The organism is Cupriavidus gilardii, from assembly GCF_013314895.1.
GTDB lineage: Bacteria > Pseudomonadota > Gammaproteobacteria > Burkholderiales > Burkholderiaceae > Cupriavidus > Cupriavidus gilardii_C.
Genome location: NZ_JABTYE010000002.1, coordinates 27,457 through 45,553 on the forward strand (window position 1 = coordinate 27,457; position 18,097 = coordinate 45,553).

At 68.5% G+C, this 18,097-nt stretch carries 18 protein-coding genes and 1 riboswitch; of the genes, 11 read left to right on the top strand and 7 right to left on the bottom strand.

Going from position 1 to position 18,097, the window contains the following annotated elements; genetic code table 11:
* Window positions 1-134 precede the first annotated feature (134 nt).
* Window positions 135-854 carry a 3,4-dihydroxy-2-butanone-4-phosphate synthase gene (gene ribB / locus HTY53_RS01990; protein WP_174104712.1) on the bottom strand — a complete coding sequence of 240 codons (720 nt, stop codon included), beginning with the start codon at window positions 852-854 and terminating at the stop codon, window positions 135-137.
* A gap of 235 nt (window positions 855-1,089) precedes the next feature.
* A riboswitch (FMN riboswitch) is annotated at window positions 1,090-1,270 on the bottom strand.
* A 251-nt stretch (window positions 1,271-1,521) separates the two neighbouring features.
* On the opposite strand from ribB, the gene HTY53_RS01995 reads away from it, so the two are divergent.
* Window positions 1,522-2,118, top strand: a complete 597-nt coding sequence (locus HTY53_RS01995) for an acyloxyacyl hydrolase (protein WP_254599749.1) — start codon at window positions 1,522-1,524, stop codon at window positions 2,116-2,118.
* Here HTY53_RS01995 and HTY53_RS02000 read toward each other — a convergent pair.
* Window positions 2,106-3,008 (bottom strand): helix-turn-helix domain-containing protein, encoded by a 903-nt coding sequence (locus HTY53_RS02000; protein WP_174104713.1) that lies wholly within the window; start codon window positions 3,006-3,008, stop codon window positions 2,106-2,108. The genes HTY53_RS01995 and HTY53_RS02000 overlap by 13 nt on opposite strands.
* A 160-nt stretch (window positions 3,009-3,168) precedes the next feature.
* On the opposite strand from HTY53_RS02000, the gene HTY53_RS02005 reads away from it, so the two are divergent.
* From HTY53_RS02005 to HTY53_RS24605, 4 genes are all read left to right on the top strand, one after another.
* Window positions 3,169-4,482, top strand: coding sequence for a hemolysin family protein (locus HTY53_RS02005; RefSeq protein ID WP_174104714.1), 1,314 nt, complete (start codon window positions 3,169-3,171; stop codon window positions 4,480-4,482).
* A 164-nt stretch (window positions 4,483-4,646) separates the two neighbouring features.
* Window positions 4,647-5,039: a DUF6152 family protein gene (locus tag HTY53_RS02010; protein WP_254599750.1), complete on the top strand. Its 393-nt coding sequence runs from the start codon at window positions 4,647-4,649 to the stop codon at window positions 5,037-5,039.
* Window positions 5,040-5,057: 18 nt separating this feature from the next.
* Window positions 5,058-5,564: a hypothetical protein gene (locus HTY53_RS02015; protein WP_174104715.1), complete on the top strand. Its 507-nt coding sequence runs from the start codon at window positions 5,058-5,060 to the stop codon at window positions 5,562-5,564.
* Between the two features lie 128 nt (window positions 5,565-5,692).
* Complete coding sequence (locus HTY53_RS24605) at window positions 5,693-5,824, top strand: entericidin A/B family lipoprotein (RefSeq protein ID WP_174104716.1); 132 nt, start codon at window positions 5,693-5,695, stop codon at window positions 5,822-5,824.
* Window positions 5,825-5,925: 101 nt separating this feature from the next.
* On the opposite strand, the gene nhaR is transcribed toward HTY53_RS24605, so the two are convergent.
* A complete protein-coding gene (nhaR, locus tag HTY53_RS02025) occupies window positions 5,926-6,849 on the bottom strand; it encodes a transcriptional activator NhaR (protein ID WP_174104717.1) in 924 nt (307 codons plus the stop codon).
* Window positions 6,850-7,049: 200 nt separating this feature from the next.
* On the opposite strand from nhaR, the gene HTY53_RS02030 reads away from it, so the two are divergent.
* Together HTY53_RS02030 and HTY53_RS02035 are read left to right on the top strand one after the other, a co-directional pair.
* Complete coding sequence (locus HTY53_RS02030) at window positions 7,050-7,556, top strand: universal stress protein (RefSeq protein WP_174104718.1); 507 nt, start codon at window positions 7,050-7,052, stop codon at window positions 7,554-7,556.
* A 19-nt stretch (window positions 7,557-7,575) separates the two neighbouring features.
* Window positions 7,576-8,544 carry a TerC family protein gene (locus HTY53_RS02035; RefSeq protein WP_254599751.1) on the top strand — a complete coding sequence of 323 codons (969 nt, stop codon included), beginning with the start codon at window positions 7,576-7,578 and terminating at the stop codon, window positions 8,542-8,544.
* Between the two features lie 27 nt (window positions 8,545-8,571).
* On the opposite strand, the gene HTY53_RS02040 is transcribed toward HTY53_RS02035, so the two are convergent.
* The 4 genes from HTY53_RS02040 to HTY53_RS02055 all read right to left on the bottom strand — a co-directional run bounded on the left by HTY53_RS02040 (window position 8,572) and on the right by HTY53_RS02055 (window position 13,425).
* A complete protein-coding gene (locus HTY53_RS02040) occupies window positions 8,572-10,278 on the bottom strand; it encodes a phospholipase D family protein (RefSeq protein WP_174104719.1) in 1,707 nt (568 codons plus the stop codon).
* Between the two features lie 124 nt (window positions 10,279-10,402).
* Entirely contained in the window at window positions 10,403-11,044 is a 642-nt protein-coding gene (eda, locus tag HTY53_RS02045) for a bifunctional 4-hydroxy-2-oxoglutarate aldolase/2-dehydro-3-deoxy-phosphogluconate aldolase (protein WP_174104720.1), read from the bottom strand.
* Between the two features lie 131 nt (window positions 11,045-11,175).
* On the bottom strand, window positions 11,176-12,111 hold the full coding sequence (locus HTY53_RS02050) for a sugar kinase (RefSeq protein WP_174104721.1): 936 nt from the start codon (window positions 12,109-12,111) through the stop codon (window positions 11,176-11,178).
* A gap of 12 nt (window positions 12,112-12,123) precedes the next feature.
* Window positions 12,124-13,425, bottom strand: coding sequence for an amino acid deaminase (locus HTY53_RS02055; RefSeq protein WP_174104723.1), 1,302 nt, complete (start codon window positions 13,423-13,425; stop codon window positions 12,124-12,126).
* A 219-nt stretch (window positions 13,426-13,644) separates the two neighbouring features.
* Here HTY53_RS02055 and HTY53_RS02060 point away from each other — a divergent pair, with 219 nt between their 5' ends.
* The 4 genes from HTY53_RS02060 (at window position 13,645) to HTY53_RS02075 (ending at window position 18,050) form a co-directional block, all read left to right on the top strand.
* On the top strand, window positions 13,645-14,559 hold the full coding sequence (locus HTY53_RS02060; RefSeq protein WP_174104725.1) for a MurR/RpiR family transcriptional regulator: 915 nt from the start codon (window positions 13,645-13,647) through the stop codon (window positions 14,557-14,559).
* A gap of 2 nt (window positions 14,560-14,561) precedes the next feature.
* Window positions 14,562-16,088 (top strand): N-acyl-D-amino-acid deacylase family protein, encoded by a 1,527-nt coding sequence (locus HTY53_RS02065; protein WP_174104727.1) that lies wholly within the window; start codon window positions 14,562-14,564, stop codon window positions 16,086-16,088.
* A gap of 99 nt (window positions 16,089-16,187) precedes the next feature.
* Window positions 16,188-16,580: a RidA family protein gene (locus HTY53_RS02070; RefSeq protein ID WP_006579898.1), complete on the top strand. Its 393-nt coding sequence runs from the start codon at window positions 16,188-16,190 to the stop codon at window positions 16,578-16,580.
* Between the two features lie 108 nt (window positions 16,581-16,688).
* Complete coding sequence (locus HTY53_RS02075) at window positions 16,689-18,050, top strand: GntP family permease (RefSeq protein WP_174104729.1); 1,362 nt, start codon at window positions 16,689-16,691, stop codon at window positions 18,048-18,050.
* Window positions 18,051-18,097 lie beyond the last annotated feature (47 nt).

An 18,097-nucleotide genomic window follows, 5' to 3' on the forward strand; every position in this document is an offset into this window, starting at 1 on the left:
ACGCCGTCAAGGCCGGCAGCGGCCAGCGCGCGACGGCTTCCGCGGCGATTTGCCGGGCCGCTCGGTGCCCCAAGTCAGCGCCCAACTTAGCGCCCAACTTAGCGCCCAACGCAGAGCCCAACCCAGCGCCCGGCTCAGTGCCCCAGCTCGCGCCAGGCAACCAGTTCCTCGATCGTCAGCACCGGCAGATCGTGCTGCGCGGCGAAGGCCAGCGCCTGTTCGCCGCGGGCCATCGTGCCATCGGCATTCATCAATTCGCACAGCACCGCGGCAGGCGCGAGGCCGGCCAGCCGCGCCAGTTCGACCGACCCCTCGGTATGGCCGCGCCGGGTCAGCACGCCGCCGTCGCTGGCGACCAGCGGGAAGACATGGCCCGGGCTGACCACGGCGTCGAGGCCGGCATCGTCGGCAATCGCCGCGCGGATGGTGGTGATGCGATCGGCCGCGCTGACGCCGGTGGTGACGCCGGTGCGCGCCTCGATCGAGACGGTGAACGCGGTGCCGTACTGGCTGCGATTGTTCTCGACCATCGGCCGCAGCCCCAGTTGCGCGACCTTCTCGCGCGTCAGGCACAGGCAGACGATGCCGCTGCATTCGCGGATCAGCATCGCCATGTTGGCCAGCGTCAGCCGCTCGGCGGCGACGATCAGATCGGCCTCGTTCTCGCGATCGTGGTCGTCCATCAGCACCACCGGACGGCCCTCGCGCATGGCCTGCAGGGCCTGCTCGATGCGGGTCGACAGATCGTGGGGAAGCGCCGGCACGATGGCGTCGGCATGATCGACGGCGGCCGGTGCGGAGGCGGCGTGGTCGGGGGAAAGGTTGGCTTGGGAAGGCGACAGCGTGGACAGCATTGAAACGCTCCTTGCGTAAAGATCAACGGGCGTTTCAGGGGATTGGCGACACAAGCGGGAACGCGGGGAACGCGCACGATGCCCGGCGCCAGGCGCCGGCCGCGGCGATCGACCACGACGCTGTTCGTCCGGGCATGGCAAGGCGACGAACCGCCGGCCGCAAGTGCAGACACGCGACCGGGCAGGCTCGCGCCGACCCAGCCGTACGGCAGTGAAGCGGCAGCGATGCTTGCTCGCCCATCTTCTTTCATCCGGACTATGACCGTCGGCCCTGGCCTCTCACCAGGTCTGCTGACCCCGCGCGACCATGTGCAAACACATGGAAATGCGCGGGCGCTCGCGGGCTCGCCGGCAGCGTCGGAGAACGCGTTCGGCATACCGCCGGTGGGGACTTTCACCCCGCCCTGAAGACGTAACGAAACCGGCGAAACGGGCTTGCCCTTCGGCGAATCCTTGTTCGATTCGCGGGGGCGCAGGCCCGCGCCGGCGTTGCGATGTTATCACGTGACCCAGCGTACGCGCTCGATCTGTACTACAACTAAACGACTTGCGCGGGCGCCGCGCCCGCCATGCGGGCACCGAAGTCCTCCGTCGCCCCGCAGGTTTTGCTTGCTCTCTCCGCGCGCTTTCCGCGTTTCCCGTTCCCGTTTCCCTTGCCGCGATCACGATGCCTTTCGACGACGACCTGCTCCGCCGCCCTTGCCCTTCTTTCAACCCGACGCGTTCCCCGCGCGCCCTGCGCTGGCTCGCCGCGCTGCCCCTGCTGATCGCCGGCAGCGCGGCATGGGCCGACCCGACCGTGCAGATCGGCTACGGCACCGACAGCCGCACCGACGTACGCAAGGTCGATATCGCCTTCGGCTGGGATTCCGGCTACGGCTGGGGCGACCCGACCGGCCTGCGGCTTGGCCTGCTATGGGAGCTCAATGTCGCGCGCTGGGACAGCACCAGCGACGCCAATCCCCGCAACCTGTGGGAGATCGGCGCGCAGCCGGTGCTCCGGCTGGCCTGGCAGCGCCATCGCTGGGTGCCCTTCTTCGAGGCATCGATCGGCGTGCGCTTGATGAGCGGAACCCGGACCTCCGACAACCACACCATGTCGACCGCCTTCCAGTTCTCCGACATGGCCGGGGTCGGCATCGCCTTCGGCAAGGACCAGCGCTTCGCCGTCGGCTACCGCTACCAGCACATCTCGAATGCCGGCATCAAGAAGCCCAATCCCGGCTCGGACTTCCACACCGCCTACCTGCGCTACCGGTTCTGAACGGCAGCGGGCTCGGCGTCGCGCCCCAGCGCTTCGAGCGCGAGGCGCGACGGCTCGTCGGCCGGGAAGAAGCATTCGATCCGCAGTTCCTGCAGCGTGACGTCATGGGGATTGCCCAGCGTGGTCAGCGTCGAAAACAGCGAGGCCTGGAAGCCCTCGGCGCGCAGCACCACCGGCAGCACCGGCGGCAGCGGCCCCTCGCTGCCTTCGTCGTCGGCATGCGGCACGCCGCCCGGCCCGATCATTTCCGGATGCCACTGCGCGATGCGAGCGAAGATCTCGCGCGCGACGCGGTCGTGCGCCTGGGCCTGCAGCTCCTGCCAGACCCGTCGCAGCAGATAGCGGCCGACCTGATGGGCGTTCTCGATCATCGGCCACAGGCCCTGCGGGTCGAACACCGTCAGCATCAGGTTGATGCGCGGCCCACCGGCATCGCTGCCCAGGCCCTCGGGCAGCACCGCGGCGGCACGGCCATCGAGCAGTGCGTCGACCATGCGGCGATAGGCGCGGTTGGCATCGCTGATATTCCAGAAACGGTCCAGCACCACGGCGGGATACGGCTCCTGCTTGGCGAGGATCAGCGCGATCGCCTGGCGCACCATCTGCAGCGGCGGTTCGGCCAGCGCATGCTCGCTGTACGCGGGCGCAAAGCCGGCCGCCAGCAGCAGCCGGTTGCGCTGGCGCAGCGGCACGCCCAGCCGGTCCGACAGCGCGAGGATCATCTCGCGGCTGGGCCGGGCGCGGCCCGATTCGAGAAAGCTGATATGCCGCTGCGACACGCCGGCGGCGAGCGACAGCGCCAGCTGGCTGTAGCCGCGGCGCCCGCGCCAGTAGCGCAGCAGGGCGGGAAAGTCGAGGGCGGTTTCGGAGGCGGGGGTCAGCGTGTCCATGGCCGGCATTACAGCATGCGGCGCGCGCTCTGGCGATAACCTGCCAGGTAATGATCGACAGACCGGCGGGTCGACAGGCAGGCGGGCCGGCGGGCTGGTCAGATGCCGATGTTATGCTTGTCGGCTCGACAACACCCGCGCGCGTAGGGCGCGCAACCCGATGGAAATAGCCATCCTGCTGGCGCTGATCCTGCTCAACGGCGTGTTCGCCATGTCGGAGATCGCGCTGGTTTCGGCTCGCAAGGCCCGCCTGCAGAAGCTGATCGACGAGGGCGATCGCGGTGCGATCGAGGCGGTCAAGCTGGGCGAGGATCCGACCCGCTTCCTGTCCACGGTGCAGATCGGCATCACGTCGATCGGCGTGCTCAACGGCGTGGTCGGCGAATCCGCGCTGGCGCAGCCGCTCGGCATCTGGCTGCAGGGGCTGGGCATGCTGCAGCCCACCGCCGGCTATGTGGCGACCGCCATCGTGGTGGCGGGGCTGACCTACTTTTCCATCGTGCTCGGCGAGCTGGTGCCCAAGCGGCTGGGCCAGCTGGCACCGGAGACCCTGGCCCGTGCGGTCGCGCGGCCCTTGTCCTGGCTGGCGACCGCCTCGACGCCGTTCGTCAAGCTGCTGTCGAGCTCGACCCGGCTGGTGCTGCGGCTGATCGGCGTCAAGAGCGGCGCCGGCCCCGCGGTCACCGAGGAAGAAATCCATGCGCTGCTGGTCGAGGGCTCGGAAGCCGGCGTGATCGAGCGCCACGAGCACACGATGGTGCGCAACGTGTTCCGGCTCGACGACCGGCAGCTGACTTCGCTGATGGTGCCGCGCGGCGACGTGATCTGCCTCGACGTCGAGTTGCCGCTGGAGGAAAACCTGCGCCGCATCGAGGAATCGGACCATTCGCGTTTTCCGGTGGTGCGCGGCGGCATGCATGACGTGATCGGCGTGGTCAGCGCGCGCCAGCTGCTGGCGCGCAAGCTGCGCGGCGAGGCGACCGACCTGGCCGCGGTGATGCAGACCCCGGTCTATGTGCCGGAGAGCGTCACCGGCATGGAACTGCTCGAACATTTCCGCTCGTCGGGCGGCCAGATGGCGTTCGTCATCGACGAGTACGGCGAGGTGCTGGGCATCGTCACGCTGCAGGACCTGATCGAGGCGATCACCGGCGAGTTCAAGCCGGACATCGCCGGCGACGAGTGGGCGGTGCAGCGCGAGGACGGGTCCTGGCTGCTCGACGGCCTGATTCCGATCCCCGAGCTGAAGGACCGCATCGGTCTGCGCAGCGTGCCCGAGGAGGACAAGGAGCGCTATCACACGCTGTCCGGCATGCTGTTGCTGCTGCTGGGACGGCTGCCGCAGATCGCCGATTCGGTCAGCTGGCTGGACTGGAAATTCGAGATCGTCGATATGGACGGCAAGCGTATCGACAAGGTGCTGGCCACCCCGCTGCCGGCGCAGGAAGAGCCCGAGCCCGATACGACCGGCTGACGGCAGAGCTGGCGCGGGCCGGGGCCGGACCGCTTCGGCGAGCCGGGCTGCCGCCGGAGCGGCGGCTATACTGACCAGCGGACGGCAGCGCCGCCCGGCTTGCGTTGCGTTCCGTTCGTTGCTCGCCCCGCCGTTCGTCCTTTCGCTGAACCCGGAGAACCGCCATGCCCCGCCTGTTCCGCTCGATGCGCCCGACCTCGTTTGCCGCGCTCTCCACCGCTGCCGCCTTCGCCATCTCTGCCGCGTTGCTGGCGGGCCCGGCCGCCGCCCATCACGGCTGGTCAAGCTACGACGACAGCAAGACGATGACGCTGACCGGCAAGCTGACCGAGGTCAAATACGAGAACCCGCACGCGACGGTGCGGATCGAGGCCAACGGCAAGCGCTGGCTCGCCGTGCTGGCGCCGATCTCGCGGATGCAGGCGCGCGGCGCGACGGCCGACAAGGTCGCGGTCGGCCGCGAGGTCACGATCGTCGGCTATCCCAGCAAGGAACACAGCGACGAGATGCGCGCCGAGCGGATCGTCCTCGACGGCCAGACCGTCGAACTTCGCTGACTTTCCCGCATCGGCGCCGTGGCATCGCTGACCGAGCTGGGCGCCACGCTGGCGGCGCTGCCGCTGTCGAGCGCGCTGCGCGGTTCCGCCTGGGCCTATCCGGCGGTCGAGATCGTCCATCTGGCCGGCATGGGGCTGCTGTTCGGCACCATCGCGGTGGTCGATCTGCGCTTGGCCGGGCTCTGGCGCAATCTGCCGGTGACGGCGCTGCTGCGGCAGGTGCTGCCGCTGACGATGGCGGCCTTCGTCGCGCTGGCGGCCAGCGGCATCCTGCTGCTGCTGGCGCATGCCGACGAGCTGGCGACCAATCCCGCGCTCTATGCCAAGCTGGTCCTGATCGCGCTGGGGCTGCTCAACGCGCTGGTCTTTCATCTGTGGCCGTATCGCGCCTTGCAGCGGGCGGCGGGCCCGGCCGACTGGAACGTCGGCGCCCGGCCGCCGCGCTGGGCACGCACCGCGGCGGTGCTGTCGCTGCTGACCTGGACGCTGGTGATCGCCGCCGGACGGCTGATCGCCTATGTCTAGGGCGCCGGCCCTGCCTTGCCTGCCGCCCCCCTTTGCTGCCCGTTACAAATAGCCACACTGCCCTGTGCGCAGCGGGCCGCACCAATTGTAAAATCGCCCCGTTCGCAACACCTCAAAAGGAGCGCAGTGTGAAAAAAGGTTGGATTTTCGGTGTGGTTCTGGCTGTGCTGCTGACCGGCTGCAACACGATGGCGGGCCTCGGCCAGGACATCCAGCGCGGCGGCCAGAAGCTCGAAGGCGCGGCCGATCGTCACAAGTAAGGCACCGCAGCCAGGCCGCGGCACCGCCGCCGCCCTTCCGAGGGATACGCCCGGCGCTCCGGGCAATGCCGCTGGCCGTGGGCCAGCGGCAGGTTCCCGCGTCAGCCCCCTCGCTGCCGCCGCCGCAACGGCGTGGCAAACAGCTCGTTGCGCGCGGCCCTGGTGATCGCCGTCACGCACGGATGCGTGATGCGGCGTTCGACCGAGATCGCGAAAAACTCCTCCACGACGTCGTACGTGGCGCCCAGCACGCGGACGCCGTACTGCTTCTCGATGTCCCGCTCGAGCACGGTGGGACCCACGAAGACTCCCATGCCTCGCCGCCCGAGCTCCTTGGCCAGCGCGCTGTCGTCGCACTCGGCCACCACCCGCGGGCGCAGCGAATGTGCCTGCAACCAGTTCCGCAGCCGCTTGCCAACGGCCGAATCCTCCGCCGGCATGACCAGCGGCGCACCGTCGAGATTGGCGGGAAAGCACCCGCCGCATGATTGGAGCAGCGCCGGCGCTGCAAAGAAACTGACGCCGCAACCGCCCAGGTGATGGTTGAAGGCCGACACACTGACGTCGGAGGGAATCGGCGCGTCGGCAATCACGAGGTCGAGCCGGTGCAGTGCAAGCTCGCCGAGCAGCATGTCCAGCTTCCACTCGCGGCAAACGATGCGCACGGGCTCGGGCAGTTGCGAGGCCGGCTCGATCAGTCGGCAGGCAATCGTTTTCGGCACCGCGTCGGCCACGCCCACGCGGAACTGCAGCAGCTTGCCTTGACGAGGGTGATCCCGTATCGCCTCCTCGAGCTCCGCTCCGATCGAGAAGATCGACTCGGCGTAGCCGAGCACCATGCGACCGGCTTCGGTCAGCACCAGGCCGCGTCCGCTCTTGGCAAAGAGCCCCATGCCCAGCGCCTCCTCCAGCGATCGAATCTGGCCGCTGATCGTCTGCGGGGCAACGTGCAGACGCTCGCTGGCGCGCAGCACGCCACCCAGCTTGGCCACCTGAAGAAAATAGTGGAGATGCTTGTAGTTCATCGGCATTCCCTTCGTTGCGGCTGGCCGCCTGCGCGAGAATTCTTCGGCTTTTTCGGACGATGGTATCCAAACAATCTGCTTTTCGCGCAGTGTGTCCGGACCTAGATTTTTCCATGTCCCGCAGCCGTGCTTCCGTTCGGCCGCGCGTGTCAGACAGCCGGTTCTGGCGGCATGCCGCCCGCCTTTCAGGAGACATCGACATGGCCACGCTCCTTCTGCCCTGCGACGGCTCGCCCAGCGCCCTGCTGGCCGTCCGCCACGCCATCGACGAGTTCCGCCGCGGTGAGGCAAGTCGAGTGCATCTGTTGAACGTGCAGCCGCCATTCTCGGGCTACGTCGCACGCCATGTCTGCCGCCAGCTTCGGGCCGACTTCCAGCGCGAACGTGCCGAGGAGGAACTTGCCGAAGCGCGGCGGCTGCTCGAAGCGGCGGGCGTGCCCTGTTTCACGCACTGCGAGGTCGGGGACACGGCCCAATGCATCGCCGAAGCCGCGCGCCGGCTGCGCTGCGACCGCGTGCTGATCGGCACCACTCGCAAGGGGGCCCTGGTGCGAGCGATCGAACATTCCCTGACCAATCGCTTGCTCGATTGCTGCGCAGTGCCGGTCGAGGTAGTCGCCGGCGCGCCGGCGGGCATGGTGGAACGGTTAGGCATCCCCGCCGGCGTGGGAGCCGGGGTGGCATTGGTGCTGGCGAGCGCGTCCTGAGCGGCAGGATCCCGTCATCATGGTCGATTCGTTCGCTACCGCGCCCATGTGGGCGGCCTTCATCGCCTTTGTCACCGCGATGCTGGCGCTGGACCTCTTCGTCTTCGGCGGCAACAAGGCGCATCGCGTCTCCGTCAAGGAGGCCGGCGGCTGGGTTGCGGCGTGGGTGACGATGGCCTTCACTTTCGCCGCGCTGCTGTGGTGGTATCTCGATGCGCACGCCGGCCGGGAGGTCGCCAACAGCAAGGCGCTGGAGTTCATCACCGGGTATCTGATCGAACAGTCGCTGTCGGTCGACAACATGTTCGTCTTCGTCATGATCTTCAGCTATTTTGGCGTGCCGCCGGAGCTGCAGAGGCGGGTGCTGCTGTACGGCGTGCTTGGCGCCATCATCATGCGCGCCGGCATGATCCTGGCCGGCGTCTGGCTCGTGCAGGAGTTCGCCTGGATCCTTTACGTATTCGGCGCCTTCCTGGTCGTGACCGGCTTCAAGATGCTGGTATTCGCGGACCGGCAGCCCGACCTGGCGAACAATCCGCTGCTGCGCTGGCTGCGCCGGCACATGCGCATCACGCCCACCTTCGAGCGAGAAAAGTTCTTCGTGCGCATCGATGGCTTGCGCTGGGCGACGCCGATGTTCCTGGTGCTCGTCATGATCGAAGCAAGCGATCTGGTCTTCGCCATCGACAGCATTCCCGCGATCTTTGCCGTGACGACCGACCCGTTCATCGTCTTTACCTCCAATATCTTCGCCATCATGGGGCTGCGCGCCCTGTACTTTCTGCTGGCCGACATGGCCGGGCGTTTCCACCTGCTCAAATACGGCCTGGCGCTGGTGCTGGTCTTCATCGGCGGCAAGATGCTGGCGGCGCCGTGGTTCCACATGCCGGTTCAGTGGTCGCTGGCGATCGTGGGGACCGTGATCCTGGTTTCCGTGCTGATCAGCCTGCTCCTGTCCGCCCGCAAACTGGACCGCAGCGCAACATGATGGCAGCCGGCGTCCTGGCGTTCCGGGCTAGAGCAGCTCTTCCGGCGTAAAGGGCGTCAGCACGTCGATCCACAAGCGCTGCGACCAGGTGGTATCGGGCTCGGTGTCGAGCACCACCGCCTGCTGGCCCTGCCCGTCGACCCATTGCAGCTTGTCGTCCTCCGACAGCTGCAGCCGCCAGCTGTTGACGCCGATGGCGCCCGAGAACAGCTGCGCCACCTGCCCCGCCAGCCGCCCGTTGCGCACGATGATGCCGGTCTCGGTATTCTGCGTGATCGAGCGCGGATCGAAGTTCATCGAGCCGACGAACAGCGTCTGACGGTCCACCACCGCCGCCTTGACGTGCAGGCTCGCCTGCGAGGAGCCGAAATTCCCCACCGAGCGCTGCTGCCGCTGCAGGCGCGACTTCAGCTCGTGCAGCTCCACCCCGGCGCGCAGCAGTTCCTTCCGGTAACGCTTGTAGCCGACGTGCACGATCGGCGAATCGGTCGCCGCCAGCGAGTTGGTCAGCACGCGCACCTTGACGCCGCGCGCCGCCAATCGGCTGAGCCATTCGACGCCGCGCTTGCCGGGCACCAGGTACGGCGAAATGATGATGATTTCCTCGCGCGCCTCGTTCATCATCCGCGCGACCTCGTCGGCCAGCGTATCGTCGCTGTCCGGCAGCTTGTCGGGCTCGACCTTGGCGGGATTGTCGACCAGCACGCTGGCGCGCGCCCATTCGAGATTCAGCTTGCCGCCGCGGGAGAGTTCGCGCGCCAGGAAGCTCTTGCCCGGATCGATCTTCTGCGGCGCCGTCATGCCGCTTGCCTCGAGCCGCTTCTGCTCGGCCTCGCGCTGCGCGGCCTCGTCGACCAGCGCCTGCTCGGGCGGCTGCGAACGCGAGCCGGCCGACCCGCCGGATCCACGCGCCGCTGACGCCTGCACGCCAGAACCCGGCGGCGTACCCGCCGGACCCGGCGCCGCCTCGTCCGGATTGGCCAGTGCCTCCACCGGGTACGCGTACTGGCTGTTCCAGTATTCGTCGAAGCCGGCCGACAGCCGGCGCACCGCCGGGCCGGCCACCACCACGTCGAGGTCGACGAAATTGGTGTCCGGCGCGCGCAGGAAGTAGGCATTGCCGATATTGCGACCGCCGGTCATCGCCATCGCGTTGTCCGCGATGAAGACCTTGTTGTGCATGCGCCGATTGACCCGGCGCGCGTCGCCGGCCACGCTGATGAAGCGCGTCAGCTTCGAGAAGCGCCCTGCCGGAAACGGATTGAAGTAGCGCACCTCGATGTTTGGATGGCGCGCAAAACGCAGGAAGGCCGGGTCCTTGCCGTCGCTGTGCAGGTCGTCGACCAGCAGCCGCACATGGACGCCGCGTTCGGCGGCGGCGCGCACGCGGCGCAGGATCTCGCGCGACGATTCGTCGGCGGCGACGATGTAATACTGCAGGTCCAGCGAACGGGTGGCGCGGTCGGCCAGCGTGATCAGCGTGCCGTAGGCTTCTTCGCCCGACGACACCAGGTGAAAGCCGGACAGCGCCGGGTCCGGCGTACTGCGGGCGACCGTTTGCCCCAGCGGGGTATCGGCCCAGCCGGTGAACGCGGTCGACGGCCGGCGCGGCACGTCTTGCGGCAGACTGGCGCAGGCAGAAGCGCTGAGCGCCAGCGTCACCGTGGCAAGCCAGCGCAGCCAGCTTGCCGTGCGCGGCCTCGCTTTCCCCCACGACACCGCAAACGCCGTCATGCCGACTCCATCAGTCCCGATGCTGTCAGCTTAGGGGGCGCAGCGGGCCCGGACAATCCGCCTTTGTCCGACAGCGCGCCCGAGCGCCCCGGGCGCTGCAATGCAGCGCGAATCGAGCCGGCGCTCAGCTGCGCCGCAGCGCCGCGGCCTCTGCGGCCAGCGAACGGATGCGGCCCCAATCGCCGCTGGCGACCGCGTCCTTCGGCACCACCCAGGAGCCGCCGACGCAAACCACGTTCGGCAGCGCCAGATAGGCAGGTGCGCGCGCCGCGTCGATGCCGCCGGTCGGGCAGAAGCGCAGCCGCGGCAGCGGGCCGTTCAGCGACTTCAGCATCGGCATGCCGCCGGCGGCCTCGGCCGGGAAGAACTTCAGGAAGGTAAAGCCGGCTTCGAGCGCGGCCATCGCCTCGCTGGCGGTGGCCACCCCTGGCAGCAGCGAAATGCCGGCATCGCGTGCGCCTTCGGCGAGCCGCGGCGTCAGCCCCGGCGACACCGCGAATTGCGCGCCGGCATCGCGCACGGCATGCAGCTGCGCGACGTCGAGCACGGTACCGGCGCCGACAATGGCCTGCGGCAAGGCGGCCGAGACCGCGCGCATCGCCTCGATGGCAACCGGCGTGCGCAGCGTGATTTCGAGCACCGGCAGGCCGCCGGCCACCAGTGCCTCGGAAACGCGCAGCGCCTCGTCGACGGACTGGAACTCGAGCACGGGGATGACCGGCACGCCGGCCAGGCGGTCGATCAGCGAAGGAGAGTGGCTTGGCATGGCGTGTTCAGGATCGAAGTGGTAACGAATCAATGAGAAGCGTCATCACGCCGTAGCGGCGACGCGAACGGAGGCCATCGGCGGATTTGCAGGGATCATCAGCGGATCATCAGCGGATCATCGGCGGATCATCAGCGGATCACCGAGACCGACTCGGCCAGCCGCGCGAGCACGGTTTCCGCCGACGGAATCGGCGCGACAGCGCCAAAGCCGGTGGTCGACAGCGCCGCGGCGACATTGGCATAGCGCGCCGCCTCGAACGGCTCGTCGCCGGCCGACAGCCGGGCGATAAAGCTGCCGCCGAAGCAATCGCCGGCGCCGGTCGCGTCCAGCGGCTGCACGCGGTACGCCGGCACGAGCGCGCGCGCATCGGGCGTGGCGACATACGCGCCCTCTTCGCCGAGCTTGAGCGCGACCAGCTGCACGCCGCAGCCGAGCAGATGGTCGACGATCGCGTCGCGGTCGTCCAGGCCGGTCAGCACCGTGACATCGTCCCAGCTCGGCAGGCAGATATCGGTCATCGCCAGCGCTTCGCGCATGATGCCCCGCGCCCGCGCCAGCGACCACAGCCGCAGCCGCAGATTGGTGTCGAGCGAGACCTTGACGCCAGCCTTGCGCGCCAGCTCCATCGCCGCCAGCCCGGCATCGCAGGCACTGTTGCTGATCGCCAGACTGATGCCGGACAGATGCAGATAGCGCGCCTCGGCGATGGCTTGCTGCGGCAGATCGTCATGGCTGTAGCGGCTCGCCGCCGAGCCCGCACGCAGATAGTCGAAGCGATGGCCGTGGTTGTCGTGGCTGACGAAGTAGACCCCGGTCGGCGCCTGCGGATCGGTGCGGACATGGCGGGTATCGACCCGTTCCTGCGTCCATAGCGCCAGCAGCCGCTCGCCGAAGCTGTCGGCGCCGACCGCACTGATGAAGCCGGTCTGCGCGCCGTGCCGCGCGGCGGCAATGCAGAAGTTGGAGGTGTCGCCGCCGAAGCCCTGCAGATAGCGCTCCGGCGCGTCGGGCTGCTGGTTGAACTCGACCAGCGCTTCGCCGAAGGCCAGGATATCGATGCTCATGGTGAAAAGCCGTCAGAAGAAGGTCTGCACGATATCGACCACGCGCAGTTCGTCGTCCAGCACCGGAATATGCCGCCACTTGTCGAAGGTCAGGCAAGGATGCGAGATGTCGAACGCGATCATGTCGCCGACCCGCACATCGTCGCCCGGCGCGATCCGCAGATAGGCGTGCTGATCCATCATGCCGGTGATCTCCCAGTGAGAAGGTATGGACGGCGACGGCCCGGCTGCGGTTCCCGGCGCTGTCTCCGAACCGGGGCGGAAGTGCCGCGCGGGAATCGGCATGCCGGCATCGAAGGCCGCGTCGCGCTTGCCCATGCCGACGATGGCGCGGTCCGGCTCGGGGATCGACTGCACATAGGCCCATAGCTGCAAGGCCGGCAGCAGCCCCTCTCGCATCTTCTGTGCCACCGGGTTGCTGGCAAGGATGCGCTGCTGCGCCTGCCGGTAGATGCCGACGTCATGCGTCAGATAGCAGCCGGGCCGCAGCACGATGTCGACCGGCGCACCAATGTCCGCGCCGGCGAATTCCTCCGCGACCACGTCGTACCAGGCCGAGCCCGCGCCGGACAGCACCACCGGGCGCCGTTCGGGACCCGCGCCAAAGCGGCCCTGCCTTGCGAGTTCACGCGTGACCGCGACCGTGCGGCGCAGGAAGGCACGGATATCGGCTTCCTGCTGCAGCACGCCCTCATAGATCTCCACGCCCGCGAGCGTCAGCGCATCGGGCCAGCGGCCCAGCGCATCCAGTACCTGCTGCTGTTGCACGGCGTCGCGCACGCCGGTGCGCCCGCCCTCCACGCCAAGTTCGAGCAGCACCCGCAGCCGCTGGCCGCGTGCACGGAAGAAGCCGCCAAGCTGATCGACCAGCTCGGCCGAATCGACCAGGCAGAAGAATTCGAAATCCGGATCGCGCAGCAGGTCGGCCACGATCTCCATATTGCGCCGGCCCACCAGCTGGTTCGCCATCAGCACGCGCCTGACGCCGTGCGCGTGCGCTGCGGCGGTCTGCTGCGCGGTGGCCAGCGTGATACCCCAGGCGCCGGCCTCGAGCTGCCGGGCGAACAGCTTCGGCGCCATCGTGGTCTTGCCGTGGGGCGCGAGCTTCACGCCGTACTCGTCCATGAATCGGCGCATCCAGGCGAGGTTGTGGGCCAGCCGGGATTCGTACAGCACCGCGGCCGGCAGGCTCAGTTCCTCGTCGAGCAGGCGCCAGCCGGTGGCCGCCTCGGCCGGCGGCAGCGGCACCTCCAGCTTGCCCAGCGCCTTGTTCAGCGGATCGATGATCCCGCTTTGGTACTTTATTTCACGCATGCCAGTCCTTGTTCCGCCGCGCCTTGCCGCGCGCTGCAGCGTCCCGTCGCAAATTTCGATTGACGTAATGATAGCGGCGAAATTACGATATTTCATCCTTGTTATAAAGTAACACGCCGCGGATGGCGACTCACCAGGTGCCAGAGCCGGGCAGCCGGCACCCCGCCGGCACCCCGCCGGCACCCAGAAACACCCCGGCCTTTGCCCAGCTTCACGCCCATGCCCGCTACCTTCGACATCCTGACCCGCATCGCCGAGCGCGGCCCCACGCTGCGGCTGGCCGAGCAGAAGGTCGCCCAGGTGATCCTCGAAGACGTCGCCGGCGCGGCCTCGGCCAGCATCAACGCGCTGGCGCGCAAGGCCGGCGTCAGCGAGGCCAGCGTGACGCGCTTTGCGAAAGCGCTCGGCTGCCGTGACGTGCGCGATCTGAAGCTGCGGCTGGCGCGCGCGACCGCCGTCGGCCAACGTTTCCTGCAGCACGAGTCCGACGCCGCCGGCGCCGAGCCGGCCCCGCTGTCGCTGACCGATCGCCTGCATCAGGACGTGGTCGCGGTGCTGGAGGCCAACCGCCGGCTGATCGACGAGGCCCAGATCGAGCGCGCCGCTCGCCTGTTGCAGGACGCACGCATGGTCTACGCTTTCGGCATGGGTGGCGGCTCGACCTGGCTGGCCGACGAGGCGCGCTATCGCCTGGCGCGGCTGGGCAGGCCGGTCGCCAGCTATCAGGACGCGCTGCTGCAGCAGATGGTCGCGGCCACGCTGGTCAAGGGCGACGTGGTACTGGCCTTCTCGGTCAGCGGCAGCGTGCCGGAGATGCTGGCCAGCTGCGATGTCGCGCGCGAATACGGTGCGCGCGTGATCGCGGTGACCGCGCTCGGCTCCCCGCTGGCCGCGCGCGCCGACGTGCTGCTGCCGGTGCGCGCGCTGGAGACCGACTTCATCTTCAAGCCATCGGCGTCGCGCTATGCGATGTTGCTGGTGCTGGACGTGCTGGCCACGCGGCTGGCGCTGTTGCAGCAGGACGACAGCCAGGAACGGCTGCGGCGGCTCAAGTACGTGCTGGACGCGCATCGGGGCGGCAGCGAACGCGGCAATGCGGCGTTGCGCGACAGCCGTCAGCCGCTCGGAGACTGACCATGGCAGCGAACTCGGACACCGCCTTCGCCTATGACACGCTGATCCGCGGCGCCACCGTGATCGACGGTTCGGGCGCCGCTGCGCGCGTCGCCGATGTCGGCCTGCGCCACGGCCGCATCGCGCGCATCGTCGATATCGGCCCTGACGACAATCCCGACGACGATGCTGGCGAACGCATCCCCGCCAACACTGCAGCCGAGGTCATCGAGGCCGATGGGCTCGTGCTGGCGCCCGGCTTCATCGACGTCCATACGCACGATGACACCAACGTCGTGCGCCAGCCCGAGATGACACCCAAGCTGTCGCAGGGCGTGACCACCGTGGTGGTCGGCAACTGCGGCATCAGCGCGGCACCGGTGGCCTTGCGCGGCGAGCCGCCCGATCCGATGAATCTGCTGGGCGATGCGGACGCATTCCGGTATCCGAGCTTCGCCGCCTATGTGGCCGCGGTGCAAGCCTGCCGGCCCGCGGTCAACGTGGCCGCGCTGGTCGGCCACACCGCGCTGCGCAGCAATCATCTGGACCGGCTCGACCGCGCCGCCAGCGCCGACGAAATCGCGGCGATGCGCGCGCAATTGCAGGAGGCGCTGGACCACGGCGCGCTCGGACTGTCCACGGGCCTGGCCTACGCCAACGCCTTCGCCGCGCCGACCGAGGAAGTGCTGGCGCTGGCCGAGCCGCTGGCGCGTGCCGGCGCGCTGTACGCCACGCATCTGCGCAGCGGATTCGCCGAGATCCTGGACGCGATGGACGAAGCCTTCCGCATCGGCCGTCATGCGCGCGTGCCGGTCGTGATCTCGCACCTGAAATGCGCCGGCGTGGGCAACTGGGGCCGCAGCGGCGCGGTGCTGGCCTCGCTCGATGCCGCGCAGCGCTGGCAGCCGGTCGGTTGCGACTGCTATCCGTACACCGCCAGTTCGTCGACGCTGGACCTGAAGCAGGTCACCGGCGACTTCGACATCATGGTCACCTGGTCCACGCCGCATCCCGAGATGGGCGGGCGCCTGCTCGCCGATATCGCGGCCGAATGGCAGGTCGATCTGCACGAGGCGGCGCGGCGCCTGCAGCCGGCGGGCGCGGTCTATCACTGCATGGAAGACGCCGACGTCGACCGCATCCTGGCCCATCCGGCCACGGTGATCGGTTCGGACGGCCTGCCCAACGACCCGCTGCCGCATCCGCGGCTGTGGGGCGCGTTTCCGCGCGTGCTGGGCCACTATTCGCGCGACCGCGAGCTGTTTCCGCTGACCATCGCCATCGCCAAGATGACCGGCCTGTCGGCCGAGCGCTTCGGGCTCGCGGGTCGCGGCTTCGTACGCGAAGGCCATTGGGCCGATCTGGTGCTGTTCGATGCCGCGACGATTCGCGACGCGGCCACGTTTACCGAGCCGATGCAGCCTGCCGAGGGTATCGCCGCGGTCTGGGTCAACGGCACGCTGTCGTGGTCGCAGCGGCGCGCCACCGGCGCGCGCGCCGGGCGCTTCCTGCCGCGCGGCGAGCGCTCGCCGGTCATGACGGACAGCTAGCGGCGCGCTGCGGCGATCTCCGTCCTTGCCGTTTCCGTTTCCAGTTTTATCCCCGTTTCAAGCATTCCCGTTTCAAGCATCCCGTTCCAAGGAGTCTTCATGGATATCCAACGCTTTGGCGTCGAAGGCGGCACCGGCACCGGTGGTCAGCACATGCCGTTCGCGCGCGCGGTCGCCGCCGACGGCTGGCTCTATGTGTCCGGCCAGGTGCCGATGGTCGATGGCGAGGTCGTCGACGGCGGCATCGTCGCGCAGACCCACCAGGCCATCAGGAACGTGCTGGCGATCCTGGCCGAGGCCGGCTACGGCCCCGAGCATGTGGTTCGATGCGGCGTCTGGCTCGACGACGCGCGCGACTTCGCCTCGTTCAACAAGATCTTCAAGCAGTATTTCGGCGCCAATCCGCCGGCGCGCGCCTGCGTGCAGTCGAGCATGGTGGTCGACTGCAAGGTCGAGATCGACTGCATCGCCTACAAGCGTCCGGGCGGCTGATTCGGCCGGTTCCGGCCACCCCCTTCCTTTTTTTCAACCGGGCCGCGCCAGCGGCCTCTTTCATACCGCCGCGGCGCCGACCGGCCCCGCGCACCCCAAGGAGACAACATGGTCCCAGTCACCGGAACCACGCTGTTGCTGTATGCGCTGATCGCCGTGATCGCGCTGGTCGTGCTGATCGCGCGATTCAAGCTGAACCCCTTCATCACGCTGGTGGTGGTCTCGGTGCTGCTCGGCTTCTCGGTCGGCATGCCGATGGGCGAGATCGTCAAATCGTTCGAGGCCGGCGTCGGCGGCACGCTCGGCCATATCGCGCTGGTGGTGGGCCTGGGCACGATGCTCGGCAAGATGATGGCCGAGTCCGGCGGCGCCGAGCGCATCGCGCGCACGCTGATCGATTTCTTCGGCGAGAAGCACGTGCACTGGGCGATGGCGACGATCGCCTTCATCGTCGGCCTGCCGGTGTTCTTCGAGGTCGGATTCGTGCTGCTGATCCCGATCGCCTTCAATATCGCGCAGCGCACCGGCACCTCGATGGTCAAGGTCGGCATCCCGATGGTGGCCGGCCTGTCGGTCGTGCACGGCCTGATCCCGCCGCATCCGGCGGCGCTGCTGGCGGTGACGGCCTATGGCGCCGACATCGGCCGCACCATCCTGTATGCGCTGATCGTCGGTATTCCCACCGCGGCGATCGCCGGACCGATCTTCGCCACGCTGATGGACCGCTATATCAAGCTGCCGGCCGACAACCCGCTGGCCGAGCAGTTCATCGAGGAAGCGGACGACGCCGCGCCGACCCAGGCGCTGCCGGGCTTCGGCATCACCGTGTTCACCATCCTGCTGCCGGTGATCCTGATGCTGATCGGCAGCAGCGCCGACCTGCTGACGACGCCGAAGACCTGGGCCAACGACTTCCTCAAGCTGATCGGCAATTCGGTGATCGCGCTGCTGATCGCGGCGCTGGTCAGCTTCTACACCTTCGGCAAGGCGCGCGGCTTCAATCGCGAGGCGATCCTGCGCTTCACCAACGAATCGGTGGCGCCCACCGCGATCATCACGCTGGTGGTCGGCGCGGGCGGGGGCTTTGGCCGCATCCTGCGCGACTCGGGCATCTCGAACTCGATCGTGCAGGTCGCGACCGGTGCCAACGTCTCGGTACTGGTGCTGGGCTGGCTGGTCGCCGTGATGATCCGCATCGCGACCGGCTCGGCCACCGTGGCAATGACCACTGCGGCGGGCATCGTCGCGCCGATCGCGGCCAGCGTGCCGGGCACGCGGCCCGAGCTGCTGGTGCTGGCCACCGGCGCCGGCTCGCTGATCCTGTCGCACGTCAACGATGCGGGCTTCTGGCTGGTCAAGGAGTACTTCAACATGACCGTGGCGCAGACCTTCAAGACCTGGACCGTCTGCGAGACGATCATCTCGGTGGTGGCACTGCTGCTGACGCTGGGGCTGGCGACCATCATCTGATTGGGCGGCTTCCTTCGGGGGCATCGCGGCGGCGTACGCCGCTGCCC